This is a genomic window from Pseudomonas sp. S09G 359 (genome assembly GCF_002843605.1).
Lineage (GTDB): Bacteria > Pseudomonadota > Gammaproteobacteria > Pseudomonadales > Pseudomonadaceae > Aquipseudomonas.
On sequence record NZ_CP025263.1, the window covers coordinates 2,883,504 to 2,908,356 of the forward strand.

Here is a 24,853-nt window from a genome sequence, read left to right on the forward strand (position 1 = left end):
CTAAAGCGGATCAAATATTATGTCGGCGGTACAAGGTCATTGGCGTGAAGTATCCGAGCAAACTCTTGCGGCGACAATAACTGACCGCAGTTATTTTTCAACGCCGCCCAAAGGCGCCAGTCAAGTGTTGATCATTGTTGAACGCAAGGAAGATTGGGCCTCCTACTTTCCCAGCGAAGACATCCTCACCGCCCAGGAATACCTCGAGCAGAGCCGCCAGAACGAGTCTGGCAAGCGCGTGCAGGTGATCAACCTGTGCCGCAGCTACAAGTACCTGGGGCACGGCTACTACTGTTCGTTACTGGCCGAAGCGCGCGGGCACAAGGTGATTCCCTCGGTGCGCACCATCAGCGAGTTAACCCGGAAGTCGCTGTATGGCCTGGCCCTGGATAACCTCGACAAAACCCTCGATAAAGCCTTGAGTCACCATCTTTACAGTAATACCGAAGGCTTTACCCTGACCCTGTATTTTGGTCGAACCAATATTGAACCGTTGCAGGATTTGGCCCGTCAGTTGTTTGAAACCTTCGCCTGCCCGATCCTGTTAGTTGAGTTTAGAAAGAATAACGGCTGGCATATCGAAGGGGTCAAGGCCGGCGTGTTGCAGAAGTTGCGTGACGACCAGGAAGATCAATTCGCCCACGCCCTGGATAACTTCAGCCGCAAGATCTGGCGCCAGCCACGCTCACGCCGCCTGGCCCGCTACGACCTGGAGATTTTGCATGACCCCTCTGAGCAACTGCCGCCGTCCAACCCCCGCGCCCTGGAAAATTTCATCCGGGTGGGCAAGGGCCTGGGCATCGATGTGGAGCTGATCGAGCGCAAGGACTACGCGCGCCTGGCCGAATACGACGCCTTGCTGATCCGCGAGACTACAAGCGTCGACAACCATACCTACCGCTTCGCCAAGAAAGCCGAGAGCGAAGGCCTGGTGGTGATGGACGACCCGGCGTCGATCCTGCGCTGCACCAACAAGGTCTACCTCACCGACTTGCTTAAAAGTCACCAACTGGGCATGCCCGCCACCGAAATCCTCTACAAGGAGCGACCGCAGGATTTCGAACGGGTCGGCGAGCGTCTGGGCTTCCCGTTGGTGCTGAAGATCCCCGATGGGTGTTTCTCCCGGGGCGTGATCAAGGTCGAAAGCCAGGCGGCATTGCTCAAGGCCACCGCCGAACTGTTCGAGCATTCGGTGCTGTTGCTGGCCCAGGAATTCTTCTACACCGAGTACGACTGGCGCATCGGCGTGCTCAACCGCAAGCCGATCTTTGCCTGCCAATACTTCATGTCCAAGGGCCATTGGCAGATCTACAACCACAAGGCCATCGGCCAGGCCATTAACGGCGAGTGCCGCACGCTGGCGGTGCATGAGGCGCCCAAGGCGGTGGTGGAATTGGCGGTGAAGACCGCCAACCTGATCGGCGACGGCCTGTATGGCGTGGACCTCAAGCAAAGTGGTGACAAGGTGGTGGTGATCGAGGTCAACGACAACCCGAACCTGGATGCGGGCATCGAAGATGCCTACTTGCAGGACGACCTGTATGGCCTGGTGCTGGAGGAGTTTGTACGGCGCCTGGAATTGAAGCGCCAAGGCCAGGTCTGGTGAGCCGCGATGATCCAGCGCTTTGAACTGATCGATGGGAAACTGCGCAATGGCGGCAATCTGGATGCCCCGATCATGCTGTTCAACAACCCCGACCTGGCCGAACGTGAGTGGCTGCGCGACCACCACAAGCTGGATGAACACGCGCTGGCCTCGGCGCTCGACCCGGATGAAGTCTCGCGTATCGAATTCCACCCCGACAACCTGTTCCTGATCTGGAAGCGCCCGGAGAACTATTCCGGCGGCGGCAACCTGGTGTTCGAGGTGTCGTCCTGCGGCCTGCTGTTTTCACCCGGGCGCCTGTTGGTGATCGCCACCGATGAAACCCCGCTGACCGGCCTCGGTCAGCGCCGGCCACTGCACACTCCGCTGGATGTGCTGCTCGACCTGCTGCTCAATAACATCCACCACTACCTGGGCCACCTCAAGGTGATCAAGCTGGTCGCGCGGGAGTTGCAGCAACAGTTCAATGCGTCCATGAGCAACCATCACCTGATGCAGATGTTCAGCCTCAGCGAAAGCCTGATCTATTACATCAACGCCCTGCACAGCAACGGCGCCGTGCTGTCGCGGCTGCGCAACCACGCCGAAAAGGAGCAGTTCGGCGTGGAGATCCTCGGCCTGATCGATGACCTGATCATCGAGAACCACCAGTGCTACAAACAGGCCGAGATCTATTCCAACGTGTTCTCCGGGCTGATCGACGCGCGCGGCAACCTGATGAATAACAGCATGAACAACCTGCTGCGCAAACTCACGTTGATCAACGTGGTGTTCCTGCCGCTCAACCTGATTGCCAGCATTGGCGGCATGTCGGAGTTCAGCATGATGACGGCGGGTACGCCGTGGTGGGTGTCGTACCCGTTGTTTCTGCTGGCGATGGGGGCGGGGGCGGGTTTGATGGTGTTGGGGCTCAAGCGAATAGCCGGCGGTGCCAACGTCGTGTGACACCGGGCCTGAGCCGATCCAATGTGGGAGGGGGCTTGCCCCCGAAGGCGGGGTGTCAGTCAGCTTATCTGTAACTGACTCACCGCTTTCGGGGGCAAGCCCCCTCCCACAGAGCACTGAGTCAAGCTTGCAACGTCAGCACTTCAAACCCATCCGCCGTCACCGCCACGGTATGTTCCCACTGTGCCGACAGGCTGTTGTCCTTGGTCACCACCGTCCAGCCATCCTTGAGGCTGCGCACCTTGGCGCCGCCCTGATTGAGCATCGGCTCGATGGTAAACACCATGCCTTCACGCAGTTCCAGGCCGGTGCCGGGGCGGCCGAAGTGCAGCACCTGCGGTTCCTCATGCATCTGTTTGCCGATGCCATGGCCGCAGTAGTCACGCACCACGCTGTAGCCGTTGGCCTGCGCGTGGCTCTGGATGGCGTGGCCGATGTCCCCCAGGCGCGCGCCGGGCTTGACCTGGCGGATGCCGGCCCACATGGCTTCAAAGGTCATTTCCACCAGGCGCCGGGCCTTGGGCGCGACGGTGCCGATCATGTACATCTTGCTGGAGTCGGCGATGTAGCCGCCTTTTTCCAGGGTGATGTCGATGTTGATGATGTCGCCGTCCTTCAATACGTCCTTGGCGCTGGGCATGCCATGGCACACCACTTCGTTGATCGACGTGTTGATGCTGAACGGGTAGTCGTATTGCCCGAGGCTGGCGGGGCGGGCCTTCAAGTCATTGCGGATAAACGCTTCGACGGCGCTGTCCAGCTCCAGGGTGGAGCGGCCGGCGGCGACAAAGCCGTCGAGCATGCTGAACACTTGGGCCAGCAGGCGCCCGGATTCACGCATTACAGCCAGTTGGGCGGCGGTCTTGATCATCAACTGCGCCCCCGGATCAGGTCGGGTTTGTCGAGCAGCAGTTTGTTGATCAGCTCGTTGTAGGGCAGGTTGGGGTTCAATTCGGCAAGCAGGCCGATCTTGATCCAGAACTCGGCCTGGGCGTTGATGGAGCGATCCATGGCGGCACTGGCCAGGCGGAGTTGTTCGTGCAGTTGGTCGGTAATCTTGACGATGCCCATGGGGTTCACTGTGCTGGGTTGATATACAAAGCGTATACGTTTCGTATATCCATCGTAAACCCCCAGCGGCTAAATGGCGTTGGGCCATTGACTTGCCCAGCAACCGCCGGTTAATTTCGTCTCATGACATTTCAAGCCTTCCGCAGCCAGCCAAGCATTATTACCGCCATTCCTCATTTGGCGGGATAGCACACGGCTGCACCCAAACCCGCCTTAGAGGCGGGTTTTGTTTTTCCGTCTCCAGGGCCCTGTACAAAAAAGCCAGGAGACACCGATGAACGCCCACCCCGTTGCTGATACCGCTGACACCGGTTTACTTGAACACTATGTGAAAAAGATCCTCGCCGCGCCGGTCTACGACCTGGCGGTGCGCACGCCCCTGCAAGCCGCCCCGGCGTTGTCGGCGTTACTAGGTAACCAGGTGTTGCTCAAGCGTGAAGACCTGCAACCGACCTTTTCCTTCAAGATCCGCGGCGCCTACAACAAGCTGGTGCAACTGTCGGATGAGCAGAAAAGCCGCGGCGTGGTGACGGCCTCCGCCGGCAACCATGCCCAGGGCGTGGCACTGGCCGCGCGGGAATTGGGGATTGCCGCGCGCATCGTGATGCCCAGCACCACGCCGGAGTTGAAAGTACTCGGCGTGCGTTCGCGCGGCGCCGAAGCGGTGTTGCACGGTGCGAGCTTTCCGTTTGCCCTGGCCCACGCGCTGCAGTTGGCCGAAGCATCCGGCTGTACCTTCGTGTCGCCTTTCGATGACCCGGAGGTGATCGCCGGCCAAGGCACCGTGGCCATGGAAATCCTGCGCCAACAGCAGGGCCCGCTGGACGCGATCTTCGTGCCGGTGGGCGGTGGCGGCCTGATCGCCGGGATCGCCGCCTACGTCAAATACCTGCGGCCCGAAATACGCATCATCGGCGTCGAGCCCGAAGGCTCCAGTTGCCTATTGGCCGCGCTGCGTGCCGGTGAGCGCGTGGTGCTGCCGAGTGTCGACGGCTTTGCCGATGGCACGGCGGTGGCGCAGATCGGCGCCTATGGCTTTGAGATCTGCCGGGAGTGGGTGGATGAAGTGATCACGGTGAGCAACGACGAGCTGTGCAGCGCCATCAAGCTGATCTACGACGATACGCGTTCGATCACCGAGCCTTCCGGTGCGCTGGCGGTGGCGGGCATCCGCAAGTATGTAGCTGGCCGAGGTGTACAGGGGCAGACCCTGGTGGCGGTGAATTCGGGTGCCAATATCAACTTTGATAGTTTGCGACATGTTGCCGAAAGAGTCGCTGCGCAGGGCGCTGTTTGATACCAGCTGCCGGGTTAAACGATTAATCGACGCCATTCGCCGAAAATTTGAACATGGCGATTTTACTTATATAACGGCGCTACGCGCTTATGAGGAATGGTTACAACAGAACTGGATTTTGCCGAGTACGCTGGGTTTTGTAAGCGTCTGCCAGGGTCGGTAAGGCGTGGCGGGCAAGGGCTCGCCAGACACACAATAACCTGTTGGCAGTCTCAAGAAAGGAGAGGTTGACCATGCTTTCGGAATTAGAACTTCGCAGTATTATTGAAGGAAGTTTCCTGCCTAAACGGTGCGAATGCACCAAAGCCGAAGATGCTTCGCTGACGATCAAGGTCTATGACGACCGTGACCGTGACCGGGTGGATTTGGAAGTCAAAGGTATAAACGCTGACAAACTCGACAGCAGTCGAGCCATTTGCAACCTGATCGCCGGGTTGCGCGAAGACCTCAAGCATGCCCACACACCCGTCCTGCAAAGAGCGGCGGGGCGCGGCGTCTACTAGGTAGACGCTTGAGGGTGGATGACCGAAGACCTGTGGGCCTGGATAAACGCCAGGCCCAATACGGTTTCTGTTGCCACGGCCAGCAGGATCCCAGGGCCGGCATTACCATTGATCCATTCGCTGAATCCCAGTACGGCCAACACCAGGCACCCAACAATGAACCCGGTGGTCATGGCGCGACGTGTATCGCTGGGCGGTGTATGGCGAGCGCGGTAGAACATGATACCGATGCCCAGGAACAGCGCGGCGTTGCGGCGTGAAACCAACCCGGTGGCGCTTGAGTATTCGACACTCCACAGCCAAAGCAGCAGGTCGGGGCGCAATCCCCAGACCAGGGCGAGGGCGAAGCACAGCAGGGCGGTAAAGGTGGCGAGGGGGCGGAAGCTCAACTGCATGGTGAATCCTTTCAGCCGTAGGACAAGCCCGCAAGACTACTCCGTTATAGGCGGGCTTGTCGTGGGTGCTGCACCGGCTCAGTTCTGGAAGTCGCAGGCTTCGGACATTTTCCGATAGCTCACGTCCTCCACTTTGCCGGCCTTGTCGAGGAACTTGATATCTGCCTTGATGACTTTGCAGTCGTTTGTGGGGGTTTCATTCATGGCCAGGACCTTGGCGATGTTCATCGGCATGCCGTACTGGTAGGGCACGGGTTTGACTACAGCGCTTTGCTCATCGGCCTGGGCCAGGCCCGACAGGGCTGCCAGCGCGAATGCGCCGCACAGCATCACAGTGCGCAATTTCATGGTGATTCTCCGTCAATGAGTACAGGTTCACTGTCGGCTTGGGGGATTAACCATCGATTAATTTCGGCCTGGCTGACAAAACCTTCATCTTCACCAACTCATGCGCACGCCGGCATTGCCGCTCACACCCTCCAACGTGTTGCCGTCCAGGTGGGTGTTGTAGTCGGCCGACAGGTACACGCTCACCGATGACGACAGCCTCGCCACCACTCCCGCCCCGAGCGCGGCGCTGCTGGCGGCGTGGTCGCTTTTGATGCGGTCGGTGCCTGCGTAGGTCACCGTATCGGTGCCGCCGAAAGTGCGCCAGACGTTGGCCCGCAGGTAGGGTTCAATCGGCGTGGTGCGCAGCCGGTAATGGCCCTTGATGCGGGCGCCGAGGCGGCCGGTCCAGTAGTCCTGGGAATCGAAGGCAACCGTGGAAATGCCATCGTTCTGGTCATTCAGGTCGACCTTCTGATAGATCACCTGAGCCTGGGGTTCGACCACCCACTGTTCGGAAACGGTAATGCGGTAGCCGGCTTCGGCGGACAGCGTCAACGCGTGCCCCTGGGTATCGAGCTTCACCCCACGCACGGAAGTGTTGTGGCCGTCGAGTCGGGTGCCCATGGCGACCAGGTCTACATACGCGCCGCCGGGGTCGGTGAGGGTCCAATAGGCGCCGAGGTTATCGCCTTCGAGTTTTACCCGCCCTGCGCGGTTGTCCGCAAAGCCCATGGCGAAGCCTTTGACGTCACCCTGCAGGCGGCTCTGGCCGACGAACAGGCCAACGCGCTGAAGCTGCCCGCCAAGGGTTTGCGCGGCGTACAGGTCATGGCCGACCTGATAACCCGTGAGTGAACCGTCGAAACTCGGCTGCACCGTGCCCGACCAGCGCTTGTTGAAATCGCTGCCGTACACCCGACCCCAGCCGGCCGGTGCCGCCCCGGTTTCACTCAGCAGGCTTTGTTCTCCCTGGCGGTCATGAAAGGTGCCGAGTGCCTGCACTGTCATCAGCTGTGCGGCGGGGATGACCACTGAGTACACCGGCACTTCGAGGCGATACAGCGGGATCGGCGCGTCGCCGGCAATGGCGGTCGGCAGCACCGGGCTACCGACGGCAGACTGCGGTGAAGCGGCCGCCGCGACCTGGCTGGGCGGCGGCGCCGGTGGTGCGATTGGGGCCACTGGCTGCGAGGTGGGCGGCTCCACCGGCGGTTCATCGGGGTCAACCACCGGTGCCGTCGGCGGGATCGGAGGCACCGGCACCACCACCGGCGGTGTTGGTGGCTCCGGCGGTACGGCCGGCGATTGCACGGCCACCACCGATGAGCGCAAGTACCAGTTGTTCTCCGTACCGGCGGTGACGCCGCCTTTGAACAGCAAGTATTCATAGGCTCCCGCCGACACTGAGCCACGCAACGAAAACGCATCAGCGTTGCTGACGGCGCCATTGAGCGCCTGCACCACTTCAATCCCGCTGCCCTGGGTAAAACCGCCTGCACCGCCGAGGTTGCTCACGGCCAGCTGGCTGTGGCCGGTCAGCGTGCCACCGGCCACCACCAGTTTGTCGGCCGCGGAGGTGTCGTCGCCGAGTACCGATTGCAGCCACACTTGGCCGTTATTGCCCACGTAGTTGCCATGCACGCTGAGCACGTCGCTGGCACTGGCGCTGCCGGTGGTCATGTCGATGGTGCCGGCGTTGTTCAGCGTCGTCAGTTGGCCTGCCGTATAAGCGCGCAGATTGCCTTGGTTCACGGCCAGCGTGCTGCTGCCATCAATGTTGAACGTGCCGGTATTGCTGGCGCTGTCACCGAGGAAAAAATCCCCGGCCAGGTCGAGGCGCGAGTGGTTATTGAGGTTGACGGTTTCCCAGCCGATATAGCGCGCGGCCGTGCTTGAGGTGCTGTTGTCGAAGCTCAGTTGGTCGTTGCCCAGCCCGCCGTCGATCGACGCGGTGGTACTCAACAGGCTTTCGCCCAGGCCGCTGAGCACGGCTGTGTCGTTGCCGTCGCCCATCAGCACCGCCGAGTTGATCTGGCCGCCATGGGTCCACTTGAAGGTGTCATTGCCGATACTGGCGCGAATCTCGCCATTGATCACACCGCCACTGACGCTGATGCTGTCATCGCCACCACTGGTGCTGATATTACCGCCGATGAAACCACCGGAAACGATGATGGTGTCGGTGCCAAAACCGGTCACCAGGTTGCCAAGGATCGTGCCGCCGGACAGGTCATAGAGGTTGTTGTCGAGTTTCATATCGACCCGGCCGATGCTGCCGCCGGTTTGCCGCGCGGTGTCGCCGTCCTCGAAGGCGCCGACAATGGTGCCGCCCGTCATCAGGAACGTGTCGCGGCCGTCGCCCTGGGCCAGGGCCTGGATCTGGCCGCCGCTGATGGTGAAGGTGTCGATGCCATTGCCTTGCTGCACGGTGCCGGTGACCAGGCCGGAATCGATCTGGATGACATCCACGCCGGCGCCGAAAGTGACGTTGCCATTGATAGTGCCGGTGCCACCCGCCGGCAGGTTCAGGCGGTTGTTGCCCAACAGATCGGTAAGGCCCGCGCTGTTGCCGCTGTCGCAGGTAAAAGTGTCATCACCCGGCCCAGGCGTCAGTGTGCAGGCGGCGAGCGCCGTAGGCGGATTTATGTAAGGAAGTGAGAGGATGCCGACAGCTAAAACGGCCCAGTAACCCCAAGCGCGTTCTGTGCCCATGAGTCGGTCCTGTTTGTGTACAAATAACTGCGCATAGCCTTGGGTTTACCGACCAACGCTTCATCTGCGGAAGTCGTTAAAAGTCGTCTTTCTCGATGCCCGCCTCTATATCGCCATATATCCCGACTTCTCCAATTGTTGGCTGCAGTCCAAGTAAAGGGCCCTTGAGCAACACGTCAATAAATATTTGCGAGTCGAATACAGCGAAGTACGTGTTGTAAACGCCATCGTCTGACCCATCTGCATTCGCGCTCTCAGCGTGTGCCGCCAATGTCGCCAGCACCACGCACCACAATAAGCAGATCGTTGCATTTTTCATGGAAGGTTCCTCTCGAGTTGGCAGATGGCAATTGCCGTTTGCTACGCCTGTAGTACTCCCAATACGCCTTTATTTCGCAGCGCACAACCTGTCAACTTTGACAGTTGTCAGCGCTGAAATTTGTGCCATAGCTTATGTATACCCGCGCCTGAGAAACTGCATTTGCCGGCCATGAAATCTATGCTTCAGGGACTGAACAGCCATGAATACCTTGATTAAAAGTTGCCTCGCTTTCTCCATGCTGGCTTCGATCGCCTATACGGGGCCGGCCAGCGCAGCCACGTTTACCGGGGAGGGGACAGCCGCCGGTGCGCAATGTCTTTCCCGTGGTGTGAACAACGCGGGGATTGTGGTGGGGAACTGCAAACCCGGTAACTCATCGGGGCCATCTGTGGCCTGGGTGGCACTCACGCCCGGCGTTGAAACTCCGTTAACCCCCTTGGTCAGTGGCCAAAGCTGCGCCCCTCAGGTGATCAACAACAGTGGGCAAATTGGCGGGGTGTGCAAAACGGCGGACAACCGATCCACCGCGGTGGTGTGGAACAGCGCAGCGCCGGGCACCGCTCCGGTGGCGTTGCCGGCTGTGTCGATTTTTGGTACGGGATTGTTACCTGAGACGTATACGCTTATCAGCGCCTATAACCACAGTGGTGTGTTTGCAGGGGGGAGCTTTAGCGGGACCCATGTTGCGACAGCTGTGTTGTGGTTTCCGGGGAGTCCGGTTCCGCTGCAATTATCCGCTTTGCATGACGCCTGCCTTCCCGTCAGCGTTAACAACACGCTTATAAGCGGTGTACCGAGCACCGCTATCAACTGCCCGGACCCCGCGACCGGCAACCTGGTCGGAAAAATCGTGCAAAAGACCGGGCTGCTGGGCGCCTTGGTCACTACGACGTTGCCCGTTCCGGCCGGCAGCACGCACTGTTCCGTCAGCAGTCTCAACAATGCCGTGCAGATGCTCGGCACCTGCCACTTCACGGCTCCGGATGTGTCTCACGTTGTGTACTGGTCAAGCCCGAGCGCCGCGCCGATTCAACTGAGCACCATCAGTGGGGTGCCAGGTACACCGCAAATCAGCAGCAAGGGGTTGAACAATAACGGCCATGCCGTTGTGTCTTATCAGGACAATAACGGTCAGACCCAACTGGCATTTTGGACACCCTCGACCGGCACCACCCAGTTGATCGCGGAGATCCCGGGCGGCACGCATATACGCTTTGTGGGGTTGAGCGATAACGACACCGTCGCACTCACCAGCGAAAATGCGGGTGAGCACTCCCAGGCGGCCACCTGGACGTCTGCGGGGGGAACCGTGGCTATCCCACAATTCGCCGGAGGTCAGGAAAGCGGGCTGACAGCGATATCGGCGAATGGCGCCTACGTGGCAGGAGGCGCCGAAGACAGCGCTGGCACCGACGATGCAGTGGTCGCCACGTTGCCGTAGGCGAGAAGGTTTCCGGGTAAATCAGGGCGGGTAAACTTCCTTGCTACGACCGCCCCCGGGATTGCTGCTGAAACCTGCAGATGCCCGGCTATACAGTCGGGCTGGCGCGGGTGTGTTCAGCCCAGTTGCTGACGATACGGCAGATCCGGCCCGGTCTTGGTGCAGGTCAACGCCGCCGCGCGGATGGCGAAGCCGAGCATGCTGTCGATCTGCGCGCGGCTGAGCTGTTGCAGCCCCGCGACTGAATCCAGCTGCTGCTCGGTCAGCCAGGCAATCAGCGCGGCCTGGAAGGTATCGCCGGCGCCGACGGTATCGGCCATCACCACCTTTACCGCCGGTGCCGACCAACTGCCATGCTGGCGGCTGAACACGCTGGCGCCGTCGCCGCCACGGGTGAGGAACACCAGCTGGCAACGGTGCTGCAGCCAACCCTGCAGCACGCTCTCTGGGGACTGGTCGGGGTAGAGCAGGTGCAGGTCTTCATCGCTGACCTTGATCAGGTCGGCATGCTCGACCAACTCCGCCACGCGGTCACGCCACAGCTGGATATCCGGCTGCGGGTTCAGGCGCACGTTGGGGTCGAGGCTGATCAGGCGCTTGCCGCTTTCGCGCTTGACCAGGCTCAGCAGGCTGTCGCCAATCGGTTGCACCACCAGGGAGAACGAGCCGATATGCAGCCCGCGCACGTCATCGCCGAGCACCGGCAGGTGCGCGACTTCCAGCAGCCGGTCGGCGCAGCCTTCGCCACGAAAGTTGTATTGCGGTGAGCCGTCGGCGCCCACCGCGACCATCGACAAGGTGGTGGGCGCCGCAAATTCCACCAGGAACTGTTCGCTCACGCCTTCATCCCTGAGCACTTGCAGCAGGCGCCGCCCGAGAAAATCAGTCGACAGCCCGCCAAACAGCCCGGCCTCGATGCCGAGGCGGCGCAAACCCACCGCGACATTGAACGGTGAACCGCCGGCAATCGCCTTGTAAGTGACTTTGGAAGCCTGCCCGCTGGCATCCTCCTCGCTGAAAAAATCAAACAGCGCTTCACCACACACCAAATACATAGTCGTTCGCTCTTAAAGGGTTGCCACTAGCTGTTGATAGCGCTCGTAAGCCTGTTGGTAGGCCGCGACATGCGCGGCCACCGGCAGGGTACGGCTGGTCGGGTCGACACTCACGCATTTGTCGCACAGGCTGGCCAGGGATTCGCCGGACTGGCTCCACGCCGCCTGGATCGCCGCGCCCAGGGCGGCGGCTTCGCTTTGTTCGGTACAGACCACTTCGGTGTTCATGATATCGGCGACCATCTGCCGCCACACCGGGCTTTTCGAGCCGCCGCCGATCAAGCGGATGCGCAGGCTTTGCAGACCGGTCTGGCGCAGCAGGTCGAGGCCGTAACGCAGGCCGAAGGTGGTGCCTTCGACCACGGCGCGGCACAGGTTGGCGCGGGTCAGGTTGGTCATGGTCAGGCCATGCAGGCTACCGGTGGCATGGGGCAGGGCGGGCACGCGTTCACCGTTGAGGAACGGCAGCATGCTCACGCCGTCGGCGCCAATCGGGGCCTGGTCGACCAGGGCGTTGAATGCGTTCAAGTCCAGCTCGAACAGCTCGCGGATGACCCCGGTGGCGTTGGTCAGATTCATGGTGCAGATCAACGGCAGCCAACCGCCGCTGGAGGAGCAGAAGGTGGCGACCGAGGCCTGCGGGCTCACATTCGGTTGGTCGGCAAACGCGTACACGGTGCCGGACGAACCCAGGCTCATGGTGATCACGCCCGGGGCGATATTGCCGGTGCCGATGGCGCCCATCATATTGTCGCCGCCGCCGCTGGACACGCGGGCATTGGGGTTGATACCCAGGCGTTCGGCGATGGCCGGCAGGATCGTGCCCACGGCCTGGTCGGCCTCGATCAGCTCCGGCAGTGCGGCTTCCAGGCGACCGCTGGGGTCGATGTGTTGAAGCAGCGCCACGTCCCATTCGCGGCTGCGCACATTGAAGTAACCGGTGCCCGAGGCATCCCCGTATTCCGCCACGGCACGCCCGGTCAGCCAGTAGTTGAGGTAGTCGTGGGGCAGCAGGATATGCGCGATGCGGGCAAAGATTTCCGGGTGTTGCTCGCGGGTCCAGAGCAGTTTGGACACGGTGTAGCCCGGCGCAATGGCCACTCCCAAGCGTTCCAGGGAGCCGCTTTCGCCGCCCAGGTGTTGCAGCAGGCGCTCGTTCTCTGGCGCGGTTTCGGTGTCGCACCACAGCTTGGCCGGGCGCAGCACCTGGCCCTGGTCATCGAGCAGGACCAGGCCGTGCTGCTGGCCGGAAACGCCGATGCCGAGGATGTCCTGGCCGTCCACGCCGGCCTGTTGCAGGGCGCGGTGGGTGGCTTCGGTAAAGGCATCCAGCCATTCCTGGGTGTGTTGCTCGCGACGGCCATTGGCGCCGCTGAGCAGCGTGTGGCTGGCAGCGCCCAGGCCCAGCACCTTGCCGCTGGAGGCGTCGAGGACGATGGCTTTGGTGCCTTGAGTGCCGCAGTCGATGCCGAGGTAGAGGTTTTGCTGGGTCATGATGGTGTGCTCAGCAGTATTATTGTTGGATTGGTAACCCGGTCAAATGTGGGAGGGGGCTTGCCCCCGATGAGGGAGTGTCAGTTGATGCATCTTTGGCTGACACACCGCTATCGGGGGCAAGCCCCCTCCCACATTTTTTTAAGCCGGTTTCTTCAGGAGTTGTTGTAGGGTTGCGGTGACGCCGTTATCGCGCAAACTCACAAAACACCGCTCAAACGCTGCCACAAACTCAGGCGAGTTGGGAATAGCCGTGCCGAAAATCTCTTCCACACCCAACAGGCGCTTGCTGATCAACGCATCGTCGCTCACCAGCCCCTGGCAGAACTCCGCACGCGGGTCAGGGATCTTGTAGCTCACGCCATTTTCATCCACACCCTTCAGATACAAGGCCCAGGCTGCAACCACCAGTGCCGCACGCTCGGTCTCACGCCCATCGGCAATCAGGCGGTTGATGGTCGGCACGGTGAACTTGGGAAACTTCGACGAACCATCCGAGCACACGCGCTCCAGCTGGTCGGCAATGGCCTGGTTGGAGAAGCGATCCACCAGGGTCTGCTTGTAGTCCGTCAGGTCGATACCCGGCACGGGCGCCAGGTTGGGCGTTACGTCCAGGTCCATGTACGCACGCATGTAGGCGACAAACACCGGATCATTCATGGTGTCGTGAACGAAGCGGTAACCCTTGAGGAAGCCCAGGTAGGTCAAGGCCAGGTGGCTGCCGTTGAGCAAGCCGATTTTCATCTCTTCATAGGGCGTTACGTCATCGGTGAATTGCACGCCGACCTTTTCCCAGGCCGGGCGACCGTTGACGAACTTGTCTTCCAGCACCCATTGCACAAAGGGTTCGCACACCACCGGCCAGGCATCGTCGATGCCGTGCTCGTCATGCAGTTGCAGGCGGTGGGCGGTGCTGGTCATCGGCGTGATGCGGTCGACCATGGCATTCGGAAAGCTCACGTTGGCCTTGATCCAGTCATGCAGCTCGACATTGTGCAGGGCGGCGAACGCCAGCAAGGCCTTGCGTGTGACGGCGCCGTTGTGCGGCAGGTTATCGCAGGACATCACGGTGAATGCCGGGGTGCCGGCAGCACGGCGCTTGGTCAGCGCGGCGCAGATAAAACCGAACACGGTTTTCGGGGTGCTTGGGTTTGCCAGGTCATGCTGGATCTGCGGCAGGTGGGCCATGAACTCGCCGTTGCTGTCGTCGATGCAGTAGCCGCCTTCGGTGATGGTCAGCGAAACGATGCGGATCTCGGGGCTGGCGAGTTTGTCGATCAATGCCTGGGCGCCGTCTTCGGCCAGCAGCATGTCGCTGATGGCGCCGATCACGCGCACTTCGGTGTCGTCGGTGTCGCCCAGCTCATACAGGGTGAACAGGTAATCCTGGCTGGCCAGGTCGTCGCGGGCCTTGCGGTCTTCGGCACGCAGGCCAACGCCGCAGATGCTCCAGTCCAGGCCCTCGCCGGTATTCATCAGCGCATCGGTGTAATACGCCTGGTGCGCGCGGTGGAAACCGCCGACGCCGATATGGGCGATACCTTGCGTGGTGTTGGCAATCGCGTAGGCCGGGATTTTCACTTCCGGCGCCAATTGGCTGAGGTTCTGTTTATTCAGTTTCATCACAAATCTCGCGAAATCAGGCGGCAGCGCGCAGTGGTCGGGCCACGGTCACGCCGTCGGTGTCGAACAGATGGCAGTGTGCCGGGTCCAGGTGCAGGTGCAGGGTCTCGCCGTATTGGCTGGCCATGTCGCCACGAATGCGCATGGTCAGCGGCTCGCCATTGGCGGTGATCACGTGGCAGAAGGTGTCGCTGCCCAGGCGCTCGCCGACGTCGGCGGTGACGGTCAGGCTGGTTTGGCCCGGCGCGGCGATTTCCAGGTGCTCCGGGCGAATGCCCAGGGTCACTGCGCTGCCCACGCTCAAGGTCGCGCCGCTTAACGGCAGGCTGATGGTCGTGCCCGCGTCCAGCTGCACTTCACAGCCCTGGCTCTCGATACGCGTGACCTTGCCTTTGAGAAAACCCATCTTCGGCGTGCCGAGAAAGCCCGCCACAAACAGGTTGGCCGGCTGGTGGTACAGCTCCAGCGGCGAGCCGACCTGTTCGATACGGCCACTGTTCAACACCACCACCTTGTCGGCCAGGGTCATGGCTTCAACCTGGTCGTGGGTCACGTAGATCATGGTCGCCTGCAATTCTTTATGCAGGCGTGCCAGCTCCAGGCGCATCTGCACGCGCAGGGCCGCGTCGAGGTTGGACAGCGGCTCGTCGAACAGGAAGATCTTCGGGTTGCGCACAATCGCCCGGCCGATGGCCACGCGCTGGCGCTGGCCGCCGGACAGCTGCTTGGGCTTGCGCTCCAGCAACGGGCCCAGCTCCAGGATGCGCGCAGCTTCGCTGACTTTGCTCTCGACCAGCTTCTTGTCGACGCCGGCCAAATCGAGGGCGAACGACATGTTTTTGCGCACGCTCATGTGCGGGTACAGCGCGTAGGTCTGGAATACCATGGCCAGGTCGCGCTTGGCCGGGGTGACTTCGGTGATGTCGCGGCCATCCAGTTCGATGGTGCCTTCGGTGACTTCTTCGAGGCCGGCGATCAGGCGCAGCAGGGTGGATTTACCGCAGCCCGAGGGGCCGACAAACACCACGAACTCCTTGTCGTTCACTTCCAGGTCGATGCCCTTGATGATCGAGAAACCTTCGAAGCCTTTTTGCAAATTCTTGATTTTCAGGTTGGCCATGATGGGCCCTCCGCTTGGAATTATTATTTAACGGCGCCGAAGGACAAACCACGCACCAGCTGCTTCTGGCTGATCCAGCCGAAGATCAGGATCGGCGCGCAGGCCAGGGTCGACACGGCAGACAATTTGGCCCAGAACAAGCCTTCGGGGCTGGAGTAGGAGGCGATCAGCGCGGTCAGAGGCGCGGCGTTGGACGAGGTCAGGTTCAGCGACCAGAACGCCTCGTTCCAGCACAGGATCAGCGACAGCAACACCGTGGACGCCAGGCCGCCCTTGGCGATGGGCAGCAGCACGCGGACCATTTCCTGCCACAGGGTCGCGCCGTCCAGGCGCGCCGCTTCGAGGATGTCCTTGGGGATGTCCTTGAAGTAGGTGTAAACCATCCACACCACAATCGGCAGGTTGATCAGCGTGTAGATGATGATCAGCGCAATGCGCGTATCCAGCAGGCCAAAGCTCTTGGCCAGCAGGTAGATCGGCATCAGTACGCCCACCGGTGGCAGCATCTTGGTGGACAGCATCCACAGCAGGGTGCCCTTGGTACGCTGGGTTTCGTAGAACGCCATGGAGTAGGCGGCCGGTACCGAGATCAGCAGGCAAAGGGCCGTGGCGCTGAAGGAAATCAGCACCGAGTTCCAGGCGTAGCTGAAATAGTTGCTGCGTTCGTTGATGTGCAGGTAGTTCTCCAGCGTCGGCGTGAAGATGAACTGCGGCGGCGTGGCGAACGCGTCGATTTCGGTCTTGAAGCTGGTCAGCACCATCCAGAAGATCGGGAAGAAAATCAGGATCGAGATGGCCCAGGCCAACGTGCCGAGCAACAGGCTTTGCAGGCGGCGGGATTGTTGAAGCGTCATGGCGCGGCCCTCAAGGCTTGTCAGTCAGGTTTTTGCCGATCATCCGCACCAGGATGATCGCCGCGATATTGGCGATGACCACGGCAATCAAGCCGCCGGCCGAGGCCATGCCTACGTCGAACTGCACCAGCGCCTGGTTGTAGATCAGGTAGGCGAGGTTGGTGGACGCGTAACCGGGGCCCCCGTTGGTGGTGGTGAAGATTTCGGCGAACACCGAAAGCAGGAAGATCGTTTCGATCATCACCACCACGGCTATCGGGCGGGCCAGGTGGGGCAGGGTCAGGTGCCAGAAGATCGCGATGGCGCCGGCACCGTCCAGGCGTGCGGCTTCCTTTTGTTCCTGGTCGAGGGACTGCATGGCGGTCATCAGCAGCAGAATGGCAAAGGGTAGCCATTGCCACGACACAATGATGATGATCGACAGCAGCGGGTAGTGCGCCAGCCAGTCCACCGGCTCGGCGCCGAATAACTTCCACACGGCGGCCAGAATCCCTGACACCGGGTGGAAAATCAGGTTCTTCCAGATCAGCGCACCGACGGTGGGCATGATGAAGAACGGCGAAATCAGCAACACCCGCACCAGGCCACGGCCGAAGAACTCACTGGCTTCCAGCAGGGCACTGATCAACACGCCAAACACCACGCTGATCAGCAATACGCTGCCCACCAGTAACAAGGTGTTGGTGGCGCCGGGCAGGAAGCCCGAATCGGTGATGAAGTAGGTGAAGTTTTCCAGCCCCACGAATTGGTTTTCGCCAGGGTAGAGCAGGTTGTAGCGGATCAATGAAAAGTACAGGGTCATGCCCAGCGGCACGATCATCCACAGCAGCAGCAAGGCCACCGAGGGGCTGACGAGAAACCAGCCGGGGTTGGCCAGGCGGTTTTTGGAGGGTGTATTCATAGTGATCATGGCCAGTCAGATGCATACAGAATCTGGGGTGGAACGCGGTCAGTGTGGGAGCTGGCTTGCCTGCGATGGCATCAGCGCCGTCTGCCTGACAGACCGCGCCGCCTGCATCGCAGGCAAGCCAGCTCCCACATAAAGCAGTTCCCACATTTAAAGGGGTGTACCCGCTTTATTTGGGGTAACCGGCCCGCTTCATTTCACGCTCGGTGGTGGTCTGCGCGGCGGTCAATGCGGCCTCCACGGTTTGCTGGCCAGTCAGCGCGCCGGAGAAGAACTTGCCAACCTGGGTGCCAATCGCCTGGAACTCAGGAATGGTCACCAACTGGATGCCGATATACGGCACCGGCTTGAGGGTTGGCTTGGTCGGGTCCGCGACTTTCAGCGATTCCAGGGTCACCTTGGCGAAAGGCGCGGCCTTCATGTACTCGTCGCTGTAGGTCGACTTGCGCGTGCCTGGCGGTACGTTGGCAATGCCGTCGGTCTTGGCCACGAGCTGGCTGTATTCCTTGGAGGTGGCCCAACTGGTGAATACCTTGGCGGCATCCTTGGCCTTGGAACTGGTAGGGATCGCCAGGGACCAGGAGTACAACCACGAAGTGCCCTTGTCGGTTTTTTCGTGCGGGGCAAAGGTGAAGCCAACGTGGTCAGCCACTTTGCTTTGGGTCTTGTCGGTGACGAACGAGCCGGCCACGCTGGCGTCGACCCAGATCGCGCACTTGCCGCTGTTGAACAGCGCCAGGTTTTCGTTGAAACCGTTGCTGGAAGCACCCGGCGGGCCGGATTTCTTCATGTTGTCGACGTAGAAGTTCAGCGCGTCCTTCCACTCAGGGCCGGTGAACTCAGGCTGCCATTTTTCATCGAACCAGCGCGCACCATAACCGTTGGCCAAGGTGGTGATCAGCGCCATGTTCTCACCCCAACCGGCTTTGCCGCGCAGGCACAGGCCGTATTGCTCTTTGCTTTTGTCGGTGAGTTTGGCCGCGAATTCGCCGATCTGGCTCCAGGTCGGGTGCTCGGGCATGGTCAGCCCGGCGTCCTTGAACAGGTCGGTGCGGTAATAGGTGATCGAGCTTTCGGCGTAGAACGGCAGGGCGTACAGCGAACCCTTGACGGACAAACCATCACGTACCGACGGGAATACATCATCAAGGTCGTAGGAAGCGGGTAGATCTTTCATCGGCTCCAGCCAGCCTTTGGCGCCCCACAGTGCAGCTTCGTACATGCCAATGGTCAACACATCGAACTGCCCACCCTGGGTGGCGATGTCGGTGGTCAGGCGTTGGCGCAGCACGTTTTCTTCGAGCACCACCCAGTTCAGCTTGATCTCCGGATGCTCGGTCTCGAAGGTTTTCGAGAGCTTTTGCATGCGGATCATGTCGCTGTTGTTGACGGTGGCAATGGTCAGGGTTTGCGCGCCAAAGCTGACGGCGCTGAGGGTCATGCATGCTGTCATGCAGGTAGAGGCAAGCAGAGTTTTTGCTGTGAACTTCATCGCGCACTCCATTTCCGCGCCCAGGGGGCTACAGAAGGACAGTTATTGTTGTTGTGTCTTCCTACGAACAGTCAGGAAGAGTGTGCGTTGATTACAGCCTTCAAATAGACATAAGACAAATCCTTGGGCGCACTTGGACTGATACTTTTTTGCACTGCTGAATCCGCACCGTTCCCGCACCGTTTGCAAAAACCGACGCGGGGGAGGCGGTTGCCCGGATTACTCTGCGAAGTCGAAGACGGCCTCGATCATGGGTTGGCTGAAGGTGCCCTTGCCGGTCCCCTCTATCAACTTGAAGGTTCCGTCCGGGTTGATATCAACGCCCAGTGAGCTGGCGATTACGGTGTCCACACCCGGTTTTCTCAGGAGGTCCAGCAGCGGTTTCTTACCTTGGTAGCTTTGATCCAGGACACTTCCCATGCCCGCTGTGGATTGGGACTCCACACCGCCAACGAATATGACCTTGCCACCATTGGCCAACGACCGATCCAGCTCATCCAGCAGTTGGTAGGTATCATTATCGAATAAACCGTATTCCAGATTGCTGCCGGTCAGGTGCATCAGGGTGCGTTTTTGGTAGACACCGTCCTTGAGGTCGCTGAGCACTGCAAGTGCAGAACAATCCGTGAGGCTGCGAGTCGACAATACCGAGTGCGCATCTTCAGCCGTGTGGGAGTAACCCATCAGCACTTCAACCGGTTTTGCGGACACCGGTTTGATCTTTGGCGGCCCATAGGTGCGCGGTTGGTAATCAACCTGGGTTCTATAGAAGACCGGTTTTTCCGCGCTGCCTATATTCAGTTCAATTTGCGTACCGTTGTCTTTCAAGATGTTGAAGTTGATGTCACGCCCGGCAAGTTTGCGGTCCAGTTGTCTTTCGGCCAGGAGGTGGATGTCAGCGTCACTGAGGCCGGCGTATTGTTTGCGGTAATGCGCCAATGCGCTGGCGTAGAGCTTGTAGGGATCTTCGTCGTCAATGCCTTCGTAGTCGGTAATGATTTCCTGCTCGAACCCTTTTACGCGCACGCCAGTCAGTGCGTTGAGTTTCGCTGCGAGGGACTGCTCTCCGCCGTTACTGGAATAACAGGCCAATAACCGCACCTCGGGATAACTTCGAATGTCTATGCCGCGCGCCAACAACTCCTGGTCAATATCTTCAGCGGTGTACTGCTTGCCGCCTTCGCCATAGATGTGTGCCGGCTGCTCACCGATAGGTTTCTCGCCATGACCCATGATATTGAGTCGTTGTTTGCCGTTGTAAGTGTCGACAAAGGCTTGAATGTCGCCAGCCAGCGGTTTGATCTCCGCCGGACCGCCCAGCACGATGCGGTTTTTCGGGGGTGTGGCGAAGGGCGCAGTATTCTCGACCAATACCGAACCGGCGTTTGCCATCTTAGTGGCGCCGCTCGATGAGCGTGGCTTGAAATGCACCAATAAGGTCGCCAGGTTGAGCAGCAGGTCAGTCAGGGCTGCCTCTTTGTCCGTGGTGTTATCGCCGCCCAGGGCCTCGATGTCCTTGAGGGTGCCCGGCGCCTGCAGCAGCAGTCCAAGTGTGGCGGCGGGGCCACGCAGCGCTGGCAGCAGCGCATTGAGCAGCAGGAAACCACCGTGTTTGAGGGACGCCCAGCGGCTTTTTGCGTCGGATGTGGAGTGGTGTTCAGCCAGGCTTATCAGGTTCCGGGCGTTGTCTTCGTACAGGTGCTCCATCAATGTCCCGGCTTGCAGCGTCTGCTGCAGACGGCTGTCCTGCGCCAGGGGGATGGTCTCATTGAGGGGCACAGACCCAAGGTTAAAGCCGAATAACACCAGGTTGGGGTGCTTGAAGCCATTGCCGCTATAGAGTTGCCGCGTGTTTTCGTCGGGCAGCCAGGCAAGGGTGTCGTTTTGCAGCTTGCCCTTTTTCTGTATGGCTTCCAGCAGTGCCTGGCGCGACGCAAACTGCAGCAGCGGCGCATCGGCAATCAGCGGGCGATAGAGAATATGCGGGCCGGTGCTACTGTCCTTGGGCTCGATCAGGTAGGCGCCTTCAACCACATCGATTTTGCCATTGGCCTGGTTATCGAAGGCCAGCGGCCGGAGGGTGATGTCCTTGCCGTCGACGGTCCTGGGGCCGGCGCCCGGCTTGAGGATCTCCTGCACGTAGCGGAACCCTGTGGGGTTGAAACCGGCTTCGCCCTTGATGCTCAGTTCCAGTGCTTTCATCTGTGTTTCGATAGGCACTTGTTGGGCAAACAGCGCCTGGCGCTCGGATTTTTTTGCGCGGTTATCGAGCAGTTTTTCCTTCAGCAACGCGGGGTAGGTCTTGCCGATATCAAGGTTGTCGACCAGGGCCTTGAGCACCAGCTCTTTCTCTAGCGCGGGTACCCTGGTTTTTATTTCTACGCCGTTCTCCTTGAGCCCGGTCTTGAAGAAGACTTCTATCTGGCCATCCGGCAGGCCCGACAGATTGTTGAGGAGCATGTCGGTCAGGCTCATGGTCTGGCGGTCGATACCGCCGGAACTCAGCGTCCCGTAGGGCACCTTGAAGACCACCTCCAAGTCCTTGGCAGCGTACTGCGTCAGTTTTTGGCTTTCGGGCAACCTGTCGAATTGCGCCTGCGCAAACGTGCGGATGTCCGGGATGTCGCTGTTGTACCCGCGCCCCTTGTTCAGTTGAGTGAAGCTGGCCAGGCCGAGACTGAGCTCATGCATCACAAAACGTTCGGCTTCGCCGGCTGTACCCAGCCAATCGGGCAGCGTGGTTTTTGCTTGCGGCGAGGGCTGTGCGCCAATCAGGGGTGGGGCGTTGACCAGGCTGTTGCCTTGATGCTGTTTGATCACGATGTCGGCCTGAGCGTCGAACATATTGCCGGTCAGCGCTTCCAGGTGGCGCTTTTCGTTGGGCAGTTGATCCCAGGAACTGTAGGGGGTGATGTTCCCGCTGGGCTCCACCCGCAAGAGAATCTCGCGGTCGGGTTGCGACAAACCGCGATGAATCAGCAGGTCCGGCGAGGCGCCGGGCAAGGCATACACGCTGGCGCCGGATGTCTTGGGGCCAAGGGGTGCGGGGCGCGTCGAACCTTGAGGGTGTCTCACGAGCATGTCCACGGTTTTGCGCTGCTCGTCGTCCAGCCCGGGTTGTTTCAGGCCGGCTTGTTGCAGGTTACTGCGCAGAATATGGCTGACCAATGCGCGGTGACTGCCTGGGAAGACAGTGCCGGCATCGCTTGGGGTGCTGAAGGCGGGTTGGCTCCAATAGGCCCGCGAGTCAGTGTCCAAGGCCGCGTTCAATTGGCCGGGAAGCGCACGTATGGCGGTGCTGAGGGCTGATAGGTCGAGGGGCAACGGAACGCCAGCAGGGTTGCCCGTTCGTTCGAGTAAATCAGGGCGGGTATCCAGCACTCTATGGGTGGTGCCGAAAACTGGGGCGTCGCCACCTGTGAGGTAATCCCAGGCAAGTGTCATCAAGTGCGTTTGCTTGAATTGCCCCGGGTGATCCGGGTCGGGTGTTGCAATGGCGAGTCGGTTGACGTCGATGTCCAGCCCCGGGGCGCTTGCTTTGAGCTTATCGCCGAGCAATCGAGCAATCACCGTGTGCAGCGTGGGCTCACCGGCAAACTGGCGGCGTGCAATCGCCGCCATCGGGTTGATGGCCGGGGAGGGGGGGTTAGGCGTGCCTGGGATGGGCGAGGGTTGAGAGGGTGCAAACAGTTTCGGGTTTTTTGCGATTTGAACAGAAAGATCGGCTATCGCCTCCTGCTGTCGTTGGCGGACGTATCTATAGGCCGGGCGGTTGAACTCTGGTGCTGTGGCGTCAGGTTCGCGCAGCGCTTCGAACGTTTGGTTTTTGTTCTGCTGGAAGATTGAGTATAAATTTTCGCCGATTGAACCGTTGGTGCTTGCAGCGTAGAAGTCGCCGATCACATCCGCAGGTGCATGGTTTGCGTCGGTATAGTCAATGTTCAGTTTGAGCGTCGGCGTGAGTGCTTGAGCGGCGGCGGTCACCGCTGCGGTCGCCTGCCACCAGCCGGGATCGTATTTAGAAAAGGTCGCACGTTTGCCGTCTGCAATGCATTCGAGCTGCCATCCCGACTCAGTATTCAACCGCAGGGTTGAAGTGTCGATCTTGTGTTTGCTGGCGAAGCTTGCGAATGGCTCGTTTTGAATCGCATGCGTCAGCTCGGCCCAGGCCATGCCGAACGTCGAGAAGGCCGGGATATCGGAAATGGTCCTGGCGGCCGGCCTGCCTTGCCTTTGCCCTTGACCGAAAAGGGCTCGATCCTTCAGCGCAACGCTGTACTTGAATGAAAGCGCCTTGTCGCCGGCTCTGATCAGTTCAGTTGCCAGCTTTTGGGTTTCCAGGCTCACCACTGCACTGGCACGCTTGATCCGTGCGGGCTTGATAATCGTCTGTTCGGAGGGGAGATAGGCGGGGGCGACATAAGGATTGAGAACGCTACTGCGTAATGACTCGTCACTCATGGAGGCGGCATCCGTTGGTAAGTAAGTCGTGGTTGTTTTGCTCTAAGGGAGGTTGAAATCAATGCCCTCAGCGCCTGACGATCAAAAAGCCTCGATGCGGTTGGGGTCGACTTGCGTAGTGGTGGGTTGTTAAATCGTTGATTGATTGGTTAAGCGCCCACGGAAGTTCCTCGCCTGGTGTTACAAGCTATTAGGCGGGTAGTGGCGGGTAGTGGCGGGTGGCTATGGGCGCGTGGCGGTGAAGGCTTTAAGGCATGGGGGTAAATAGCAGGCGCCTATCTACACCATGTTCTGCTCAGTCAAGCGCTGTACCGCCAGGCGGCGATAGTGGGACGGGGTCATCCCCTTGAGTTGCTGGAAGCGCCGGTTGAAGTTGGAGATATTGTTGAACCCCGACTCAAAACACACATCGGTTACCGCCTTGTCCCCATCGGCCAGCAACTCGCAGGATTTGCTGATGCGCAAGCGATTGACGAACTCGATAAACGTGCGGCCTGTGGCTTGTTTGAACACACGGGAAAAGTACGTCGGCTTCATTCCCAAGTGTTCCGCGACTTCCTCCAGCGGCAATTCCCGCGCGTAGTGCGCGAAGATATAGTCCACTGCGCGGTTGGTGCGGTCGACGCTATGTTCGTCGGCCACCTGCGGCGTGTTCACGCCGGACAACAGTTGGTAGTCCTCACACGCGCTGAGCACTTCCAGCAAGATAAAAAAGTGTCCCAGGCGCGCCATGCCTTGGGCGTCCTCGATGCGCTGCATCAAGGTCATGGCCTGGGCGATGGTCTTTTTGCAGCGGAATTCGATGCCGTACTGCGCGCGTTCCAGTAAGGGCGTGAGGCTCTTGAGTTCGGCGAAAATATGGCTGCCGCCTTCGAACAGTTCGTCGGTGAAGTTCACCAACATGTCGCGCTTGGGCACCACCTCGTCTTCCTCGACCTGGCTGATCCAGTTGTGGGGCAGGTTGGGCCCGGTGAGGAACAGGCTTTCGGGGTAGAAATTACCGATGTAGTCGCCGATAAATACCTTGCCGGAGCTGGCGACGATCAGGTGCAGCTCGTATTCCTTGTGGAAATGCCAGCGCACCAGCGGGCAGGGGAAGCCGTGTTGGCGATAGATGATGGACAGACCGTTGTGATCGTCCATCAGCTCGTAGGAAGGGTCGGTGATACGCGTTGCTCGGGTCATGCTGCCGTCGCTTTATTGTGGTTGCTGCGTAGGATAATGC

Annotated in this window: 19 protein-coding genes and 1 pseudogene; 5 read left to right on the forward strand and 15 right to left on the reverse strand. The window is 60.2% G+C overall.

Translation table 11 applies throughout. The features are described 5' to 3' along the window. The first annotated feature begins 19 nt into the window (after positions 1-19). Positions 20-1,606 carry a RimK family protein gene (locus CXQ82_RS12950; protein ID WP_101269485.1) on the forward strand — a complete coding sequence of 529 codons (1,587 nt, stop codon included), beginning with the start codon at positions 20-22 and terminating at the stop codon, positions 1,604-1,606. Positions 1,607-1,612: 6 nt separating this feature from the next. Then, positions 1,613-2,551 carry a magnesium transporter CorA family protein gene (locus CXQ82_RS12955; RefSeq protein ID WP_101269487.1) on the forward strand — a complete coding sequence of 313 codons (939 nt, stop codon included), beginning with the start codon at positions 1,613-1,615 and terminating at the stop codon, positions 2,549-2,551. A 121-nt stretch (positions 2,552-2,672) separates the two neighbouring features. Here the strand turns inward: CXQ82_RS12955 and map are convergent, their stop codons facing one another. Continuing rightward, positions 2,673-3,422, reverse strand: a complete 750-nt coding sequence (map, locus tag CXQ82_RS12960) for a type I methionyl aminopeptidase (RefSeq protein ID WP_101269489.1) — start codon at positions 3,420-3,422, stop codon at positions 2,673-2,675. Continuing rightward, the gene (locus CXQ82_RS12965; RefSeq protein WP_025855286.1) at positions 3,422-3,622 is read right to left on the reverse strand and encodes a ParD-like family protein; all 201 of its coding nucleotides are present in this window, start codon (positions 3,620-3,622) and stop codon (positions 3,422-3,424) included. Before CXQ82_RS12965 ends, map begins: the two co-directional genes overlap by 1 nt. 274 nt (positions 3,623-3,896) lie before the next feature. On the opposite strand from CXQ82_RS12965, the pseudogene ilvA reads away from it, so the two are divergent. Both ilvA and CXQ82_RS12975 read left to right on the forward strand, forming a co-directional pair. Then, a pseudogene (gene ilvA / locus CXQ82_RS12970) lies at positions 3,897-4,895 on the forward strand (threonine ammonia-lyase, biosynthetic); the annotation flags it as partial. A gap of 257 nt (positions 4,896-5,152) precedes the next feature. Beyond that, positions 5,153-5,422: a DUF1652 domain-containing protein gene (locus CXQ82_RS12975; RefSeq protein WP_101269493.1), complete on the forward strand. Its 270-nt coding sequence runs from the start codon at positions 5,153-5,155 to the stop codon at positions 5,420-5,422. On the opposite strand, the gene CXQ82_RS12980 is transcribed toward CXQ82_RS12975, so the two are convergent. From CXQ82_RS12980 to CXQ82_RS12995, 4 genes are all read right to left on the reverse strand, one after another. After that, the gene (locus tag CXQ82_RS12980) at positions 5,419-5,817 is read right to left on the reverse strand and encodes a hypothetical protein (protein ID WP_101269495.1); all 399 of its coding nucleotides are present in this window, start codon (positions 5,815-5,817) and stop codon (positions 5,419-5,421) included. The genes CXQ82_RS12975 and CXQ82_RS12980 overlap by 4 nt on opposite strands. Positions 5,818-5,895: 78 nt before the next feature. Further along, positions 5,896-6,165 (reverse strand): DUF2790 domain-containing protein, encoded by a 270-nt coding sequence (locus CXQ82_RS12985; protein WP_101269497.1) that lies wholly within the window; start codon positions 6,163-6,165, stop codon positions 5,896-5,898. Positions 6,166-6,255: 90 nt separating this feature from the next. Beyond that, a complete protein-coding gene (locus tag CXQ82_RS12990; RefSeq protein WP_101269499.1) occupies positions 6,256-8,859 on the reverse strand; it encodes an autotransporter outer membrane beta-barrel domain-containing protein in 2,604 nt (867 codons plus the stop codon). Positions 8,860-8,935: 76 nt separating this feature from the next. Continuing rightward, complete coding sequence (locus CXQ82_RS12995) at positions 8,936-9,178, reverse strand: hypothetical protein (RefSeq protein ID WP_101269501.1); 243 nt, start codon at positions 9,176-9,178, stop codon at positions 8,936-8,938. A 202-nt stretch (positions 9,179-9,380) separates the two neighbouring features. Here CXQ82_RS12995 and CXQ82_RS13000 point away from each other — a divergent pair, with 202 nt between their 5' ends. Beyond that, complete coding sequence (locus CXQ82_RS13000; protein WP_101269503.1) at positions 9,381-10,622, forward strand: hypothetical protein; 1,242 nt, start codon at positions 9,381-9,383, stop codon at positions 10,620-10,622. Between the two features lie 116 nt (positions 10,623-10,738). On the opposite strand, the gene CXQ82_RS13005 is transcribed toward CXQ82_RS13000, so the two are convergent. The 9 genes from CXQ82_RS13005 to CXQ82_RS13045 all read right to left on the reverse strand — a co-directional run bounded on the left by CXQ82_RS13005 (position 10,739) and on the right by CXQ82_RS13045 (position 24,813). Further along, on the reverse strand, positions 10,739-11,677 hold the full coding sequence (locus CXQ82_RS13005; RefSeq protein ID WP_101269505.1) for a carbohydrate kinase: 939 nt from the start codon (positions 11,675-11,677) through the stop codon (positions 10,739-10,741). Positions 11,678-11,689: 12 nt separating this feature from the next. Continuing rightward, on the reverse strand, positions 11,690-13,171 hold the full coding sequence (gene xylB, locus CXQ82_RS13010) for a xylulokinase (protein ID WP_101269507.1): 1,482 nt from the start codon (positions 13,169-13,171) through the stop codon (positions 11,690-11,692). 141 nt (positions 13,172-13,312) lie between these two features. Continuing rightward, positions 13,313-14,794 carry a mannitol dehydrogenase family protein gene (locus CXQ82_RS13015; protein ID WP_101269509.1) on the reverse strand — a complete coding sequence of 494 codons (1,482 nt, stop codon included), beginning with the start codon at positions 14,792-14,794 and terminating at the stop codon, positions 13,313-13,315. A 16-nt stretch (positions 14,795-14,810) separates the two neighbouring features. After that, entirely contained in the window at positions 14,811-15,914 is a 1,104-nt protein-coding gene (locus tag CXQ82_RS13020) for an ABC transporter ATP-binding protein (RefSeq protein WP_101269511.1), read from the reverse strand. A gap of 23 nt (positions 15,915-15,937) precedes the next feature. Continuing rightward, positions 15,938-16,768 (reverse strand): carbohydrate ABC transporter permease, encoded by an 831-nt coding sequence (locus CXQ82_RS13025; protein ID WP_101269513.1) that lies wholly within the window; start codon positions 16,766-16,768, stop codon positions 15,938-15,940. Between the two features lie 10 nt (positions 16,769-16,778). After that, positions 16,779-17,669 carry a carbohydrate ABC transporter permease gene (locus CXQ82_RS13030; protein WP_101269515.1) on the reverse strand — a complete coding sequence of 297 codons (891 nt, stop codon included), beginning with the start codon at positions 17,667-17,669 and terminating at the stop codon, positions 16,779-16,781. Between the two features lie 175 nt (positions 17,670-17,844). Next, positions 17,845-19,167: a sugar ABC transporter substrate-binding protein gene (locus CXQ82_RS13035; RefSeq protein ID WP_101269517.1), complete on the reverse strand. Its 1,323-nt coding sequence runs from the start codon at positions 19,165-19,167 to the stop codon at positions 17,845-17,847. Positions 19,168-19,386: 219 nt separating this feature from the next. Next, positions 19,387-23,628: a dermonecrotic toxin domain-containing protein gene (locus CXQ82_RS13040; RefSeq protein WP_101269519.1), complete on the reverse strand. Its 4,242-nt coding sequence runs from the start codon at positions 23,626-23,628 to the stop codon at positions 19,387-19,389. A 279-nt stretch (positions 23,629-23,907) separates the two neighbouring features. Continuing rightward, positions 23,908-24,813, reverse strand: coding sequence for an AraC family transcriptional regulator (locus CXQ82_RS13045; RefSeq protein WP_101269521.1), 906 nt, complete (start codon positions 24,811-24,813; stop codon positions 23,908-23,910). Positions 24,814-24,853: the final 40 nt, after the last annotated feature.

What these genes read in the sequence shown, in the direction of transcription:
- map (WP_101269489.1), bottom strand. Translation starts at nt 3,422, where the DNA reads ATGATCAAGACCGCCGCCCAACTGGCTGTAATGCGTGAATCCGGGCGC.
- CXQ82_RS12975 (WP_101269493.1), top strand. Translation starts at nt 5,153, where the DNA reads ATGCTTTCGGAATTAGAACTTCGCAGTATTATTGAAGGAAGTTTCCTG.
- CXQ82_RS12990 (WP_101269499.1), bottom strand. Translation starts at nt 8,859, where the DNA reads ATGGGCACAGAACGCGCTTGGGGTTACTGGGCCGTTTTAGCTGTCGGC.
- CXQ82_RS12995 (WP_101269501.1), bottom strand. Translation starts at nt 9,178, where the DNA reads ATGAAAAATGCAACGATCTGCTTATTGTGGTGCGTGGTGCTGGCGACA.
- CXQ82_RS13030 (WP_101269515.1), bottom strand. Translation starts at nt 17,669, where the DNA reads ATGAATACACCCTCCAAAAACCGCCTGGCCAACCCCGGCTGGTTTCTC.
- CXQ82_RS13035 (WP_101269517.1), bottom strand. Translation starts at nt 19,167, where the DNA reads ATGAAGTTCACAGCAAAAACTCTGCTTGCCTCTACCTGCATGACAGCA.
- CXQ82_RS13040 (WP_101269519.1), bottom strand. Translation starts at nt 23,628, where the DNA reads ATGAGTGACGAGTCATTACGCAGTAGCGTTCTCAATCCTTATGTCGCC.
- CXQ82_RS13020 (WP_101269511.1), bottom strand. Translation starts at nt 15,914, where the DNA reads ATGGCCAACCTGAAAATCAAGAATTTGCAAAAAGGCTTCGAAGGTTTC.
- CXQ82_RS12965 (WP_025855286.1), bottom strand. Translation starts at nt 3,622, where the DNA reads ATGGGCATCGTCAAGATTACCGACCAACTGCACGAACAACTCCGCCTG.
- CXQ82_RS13005 (WP_101269505.1), bottom strand. Translation starts at nt 11,677, where the DNA reads ATGTATTTGGTGTGTGGTGAAGCGCTGTTTGATTTTTTCAGCGAGGAG.
- CXQ82_RS12980 (WP_101269495.1), bottom strand. Translation starts at nt 5,817, where the DNA reads ATGCAGTTGAGCTTCCGCCCCCTCGCCACCTTTACCGCCCTGCTGTGC.
- CXQ82_RS12955 (WP_101269487.1), top strand. Translation starts at nt 1,613, where the DNA reads ATGATCCAGCGCTTTGAACTGATCGATGGGAAACTGCGCAATGGCGGC.
- CXQ82_RS13000 (WP_101269503.1), top strand. Translation starts at nt 9,381, where the DNA reads ATGAATACCTTGATTAAAAGTTGCCTCGCTTTCTCCATGCTGGCTTCG.
- CXQ82_RS13015 (WP_101269509.1), bottom strand. Translation starts at nt 14,794, where the DNA reads ATGAAACTGAATAAACAGAACCTCAGCCAATTGGCGCCGGAAGTGAAA.
- CXQ82_RS13045 (WP_101269521.1), bottom strand. Translation starts at nt 24,813, where the DNA reads ATGACCCGAGCAACGCGTATCACCGACCCTTCCTACGAGCTGATGGAC.
- CXQ82_RS12950 (WP_101269485.1), top strand. Translation starts at nt 20, where the DNA reads ATGTCGGCGGTACAAGGTCATTGGCGTGAAGTATCCGAGCAAACTCTT.
- CXQ82_RS12985 (WP_101269497.1), bottom strand. Translation starts at nt 6,165, where the DNA reads ATGAAATTGCGCACTGTGATGCTGTGCGGCGCATTCGCGCTGGCAGCC.
- CXQ82_RS13025 (WP_101269513.1), bottom strand. Translation starts at nt 16,768, where the DNA reads ATGACGCTTCAACAATCCCGCCGCCTGCAAAGCCTGTTGCTCGGCACG.
- xylB (WP_101269507.1), bottom strand. Translation starts at nt 13,171, where the DNA reads ATGACCCAGCAAAACCTCTACCTCGGCATCGACTGCGGCACTCAAGGC.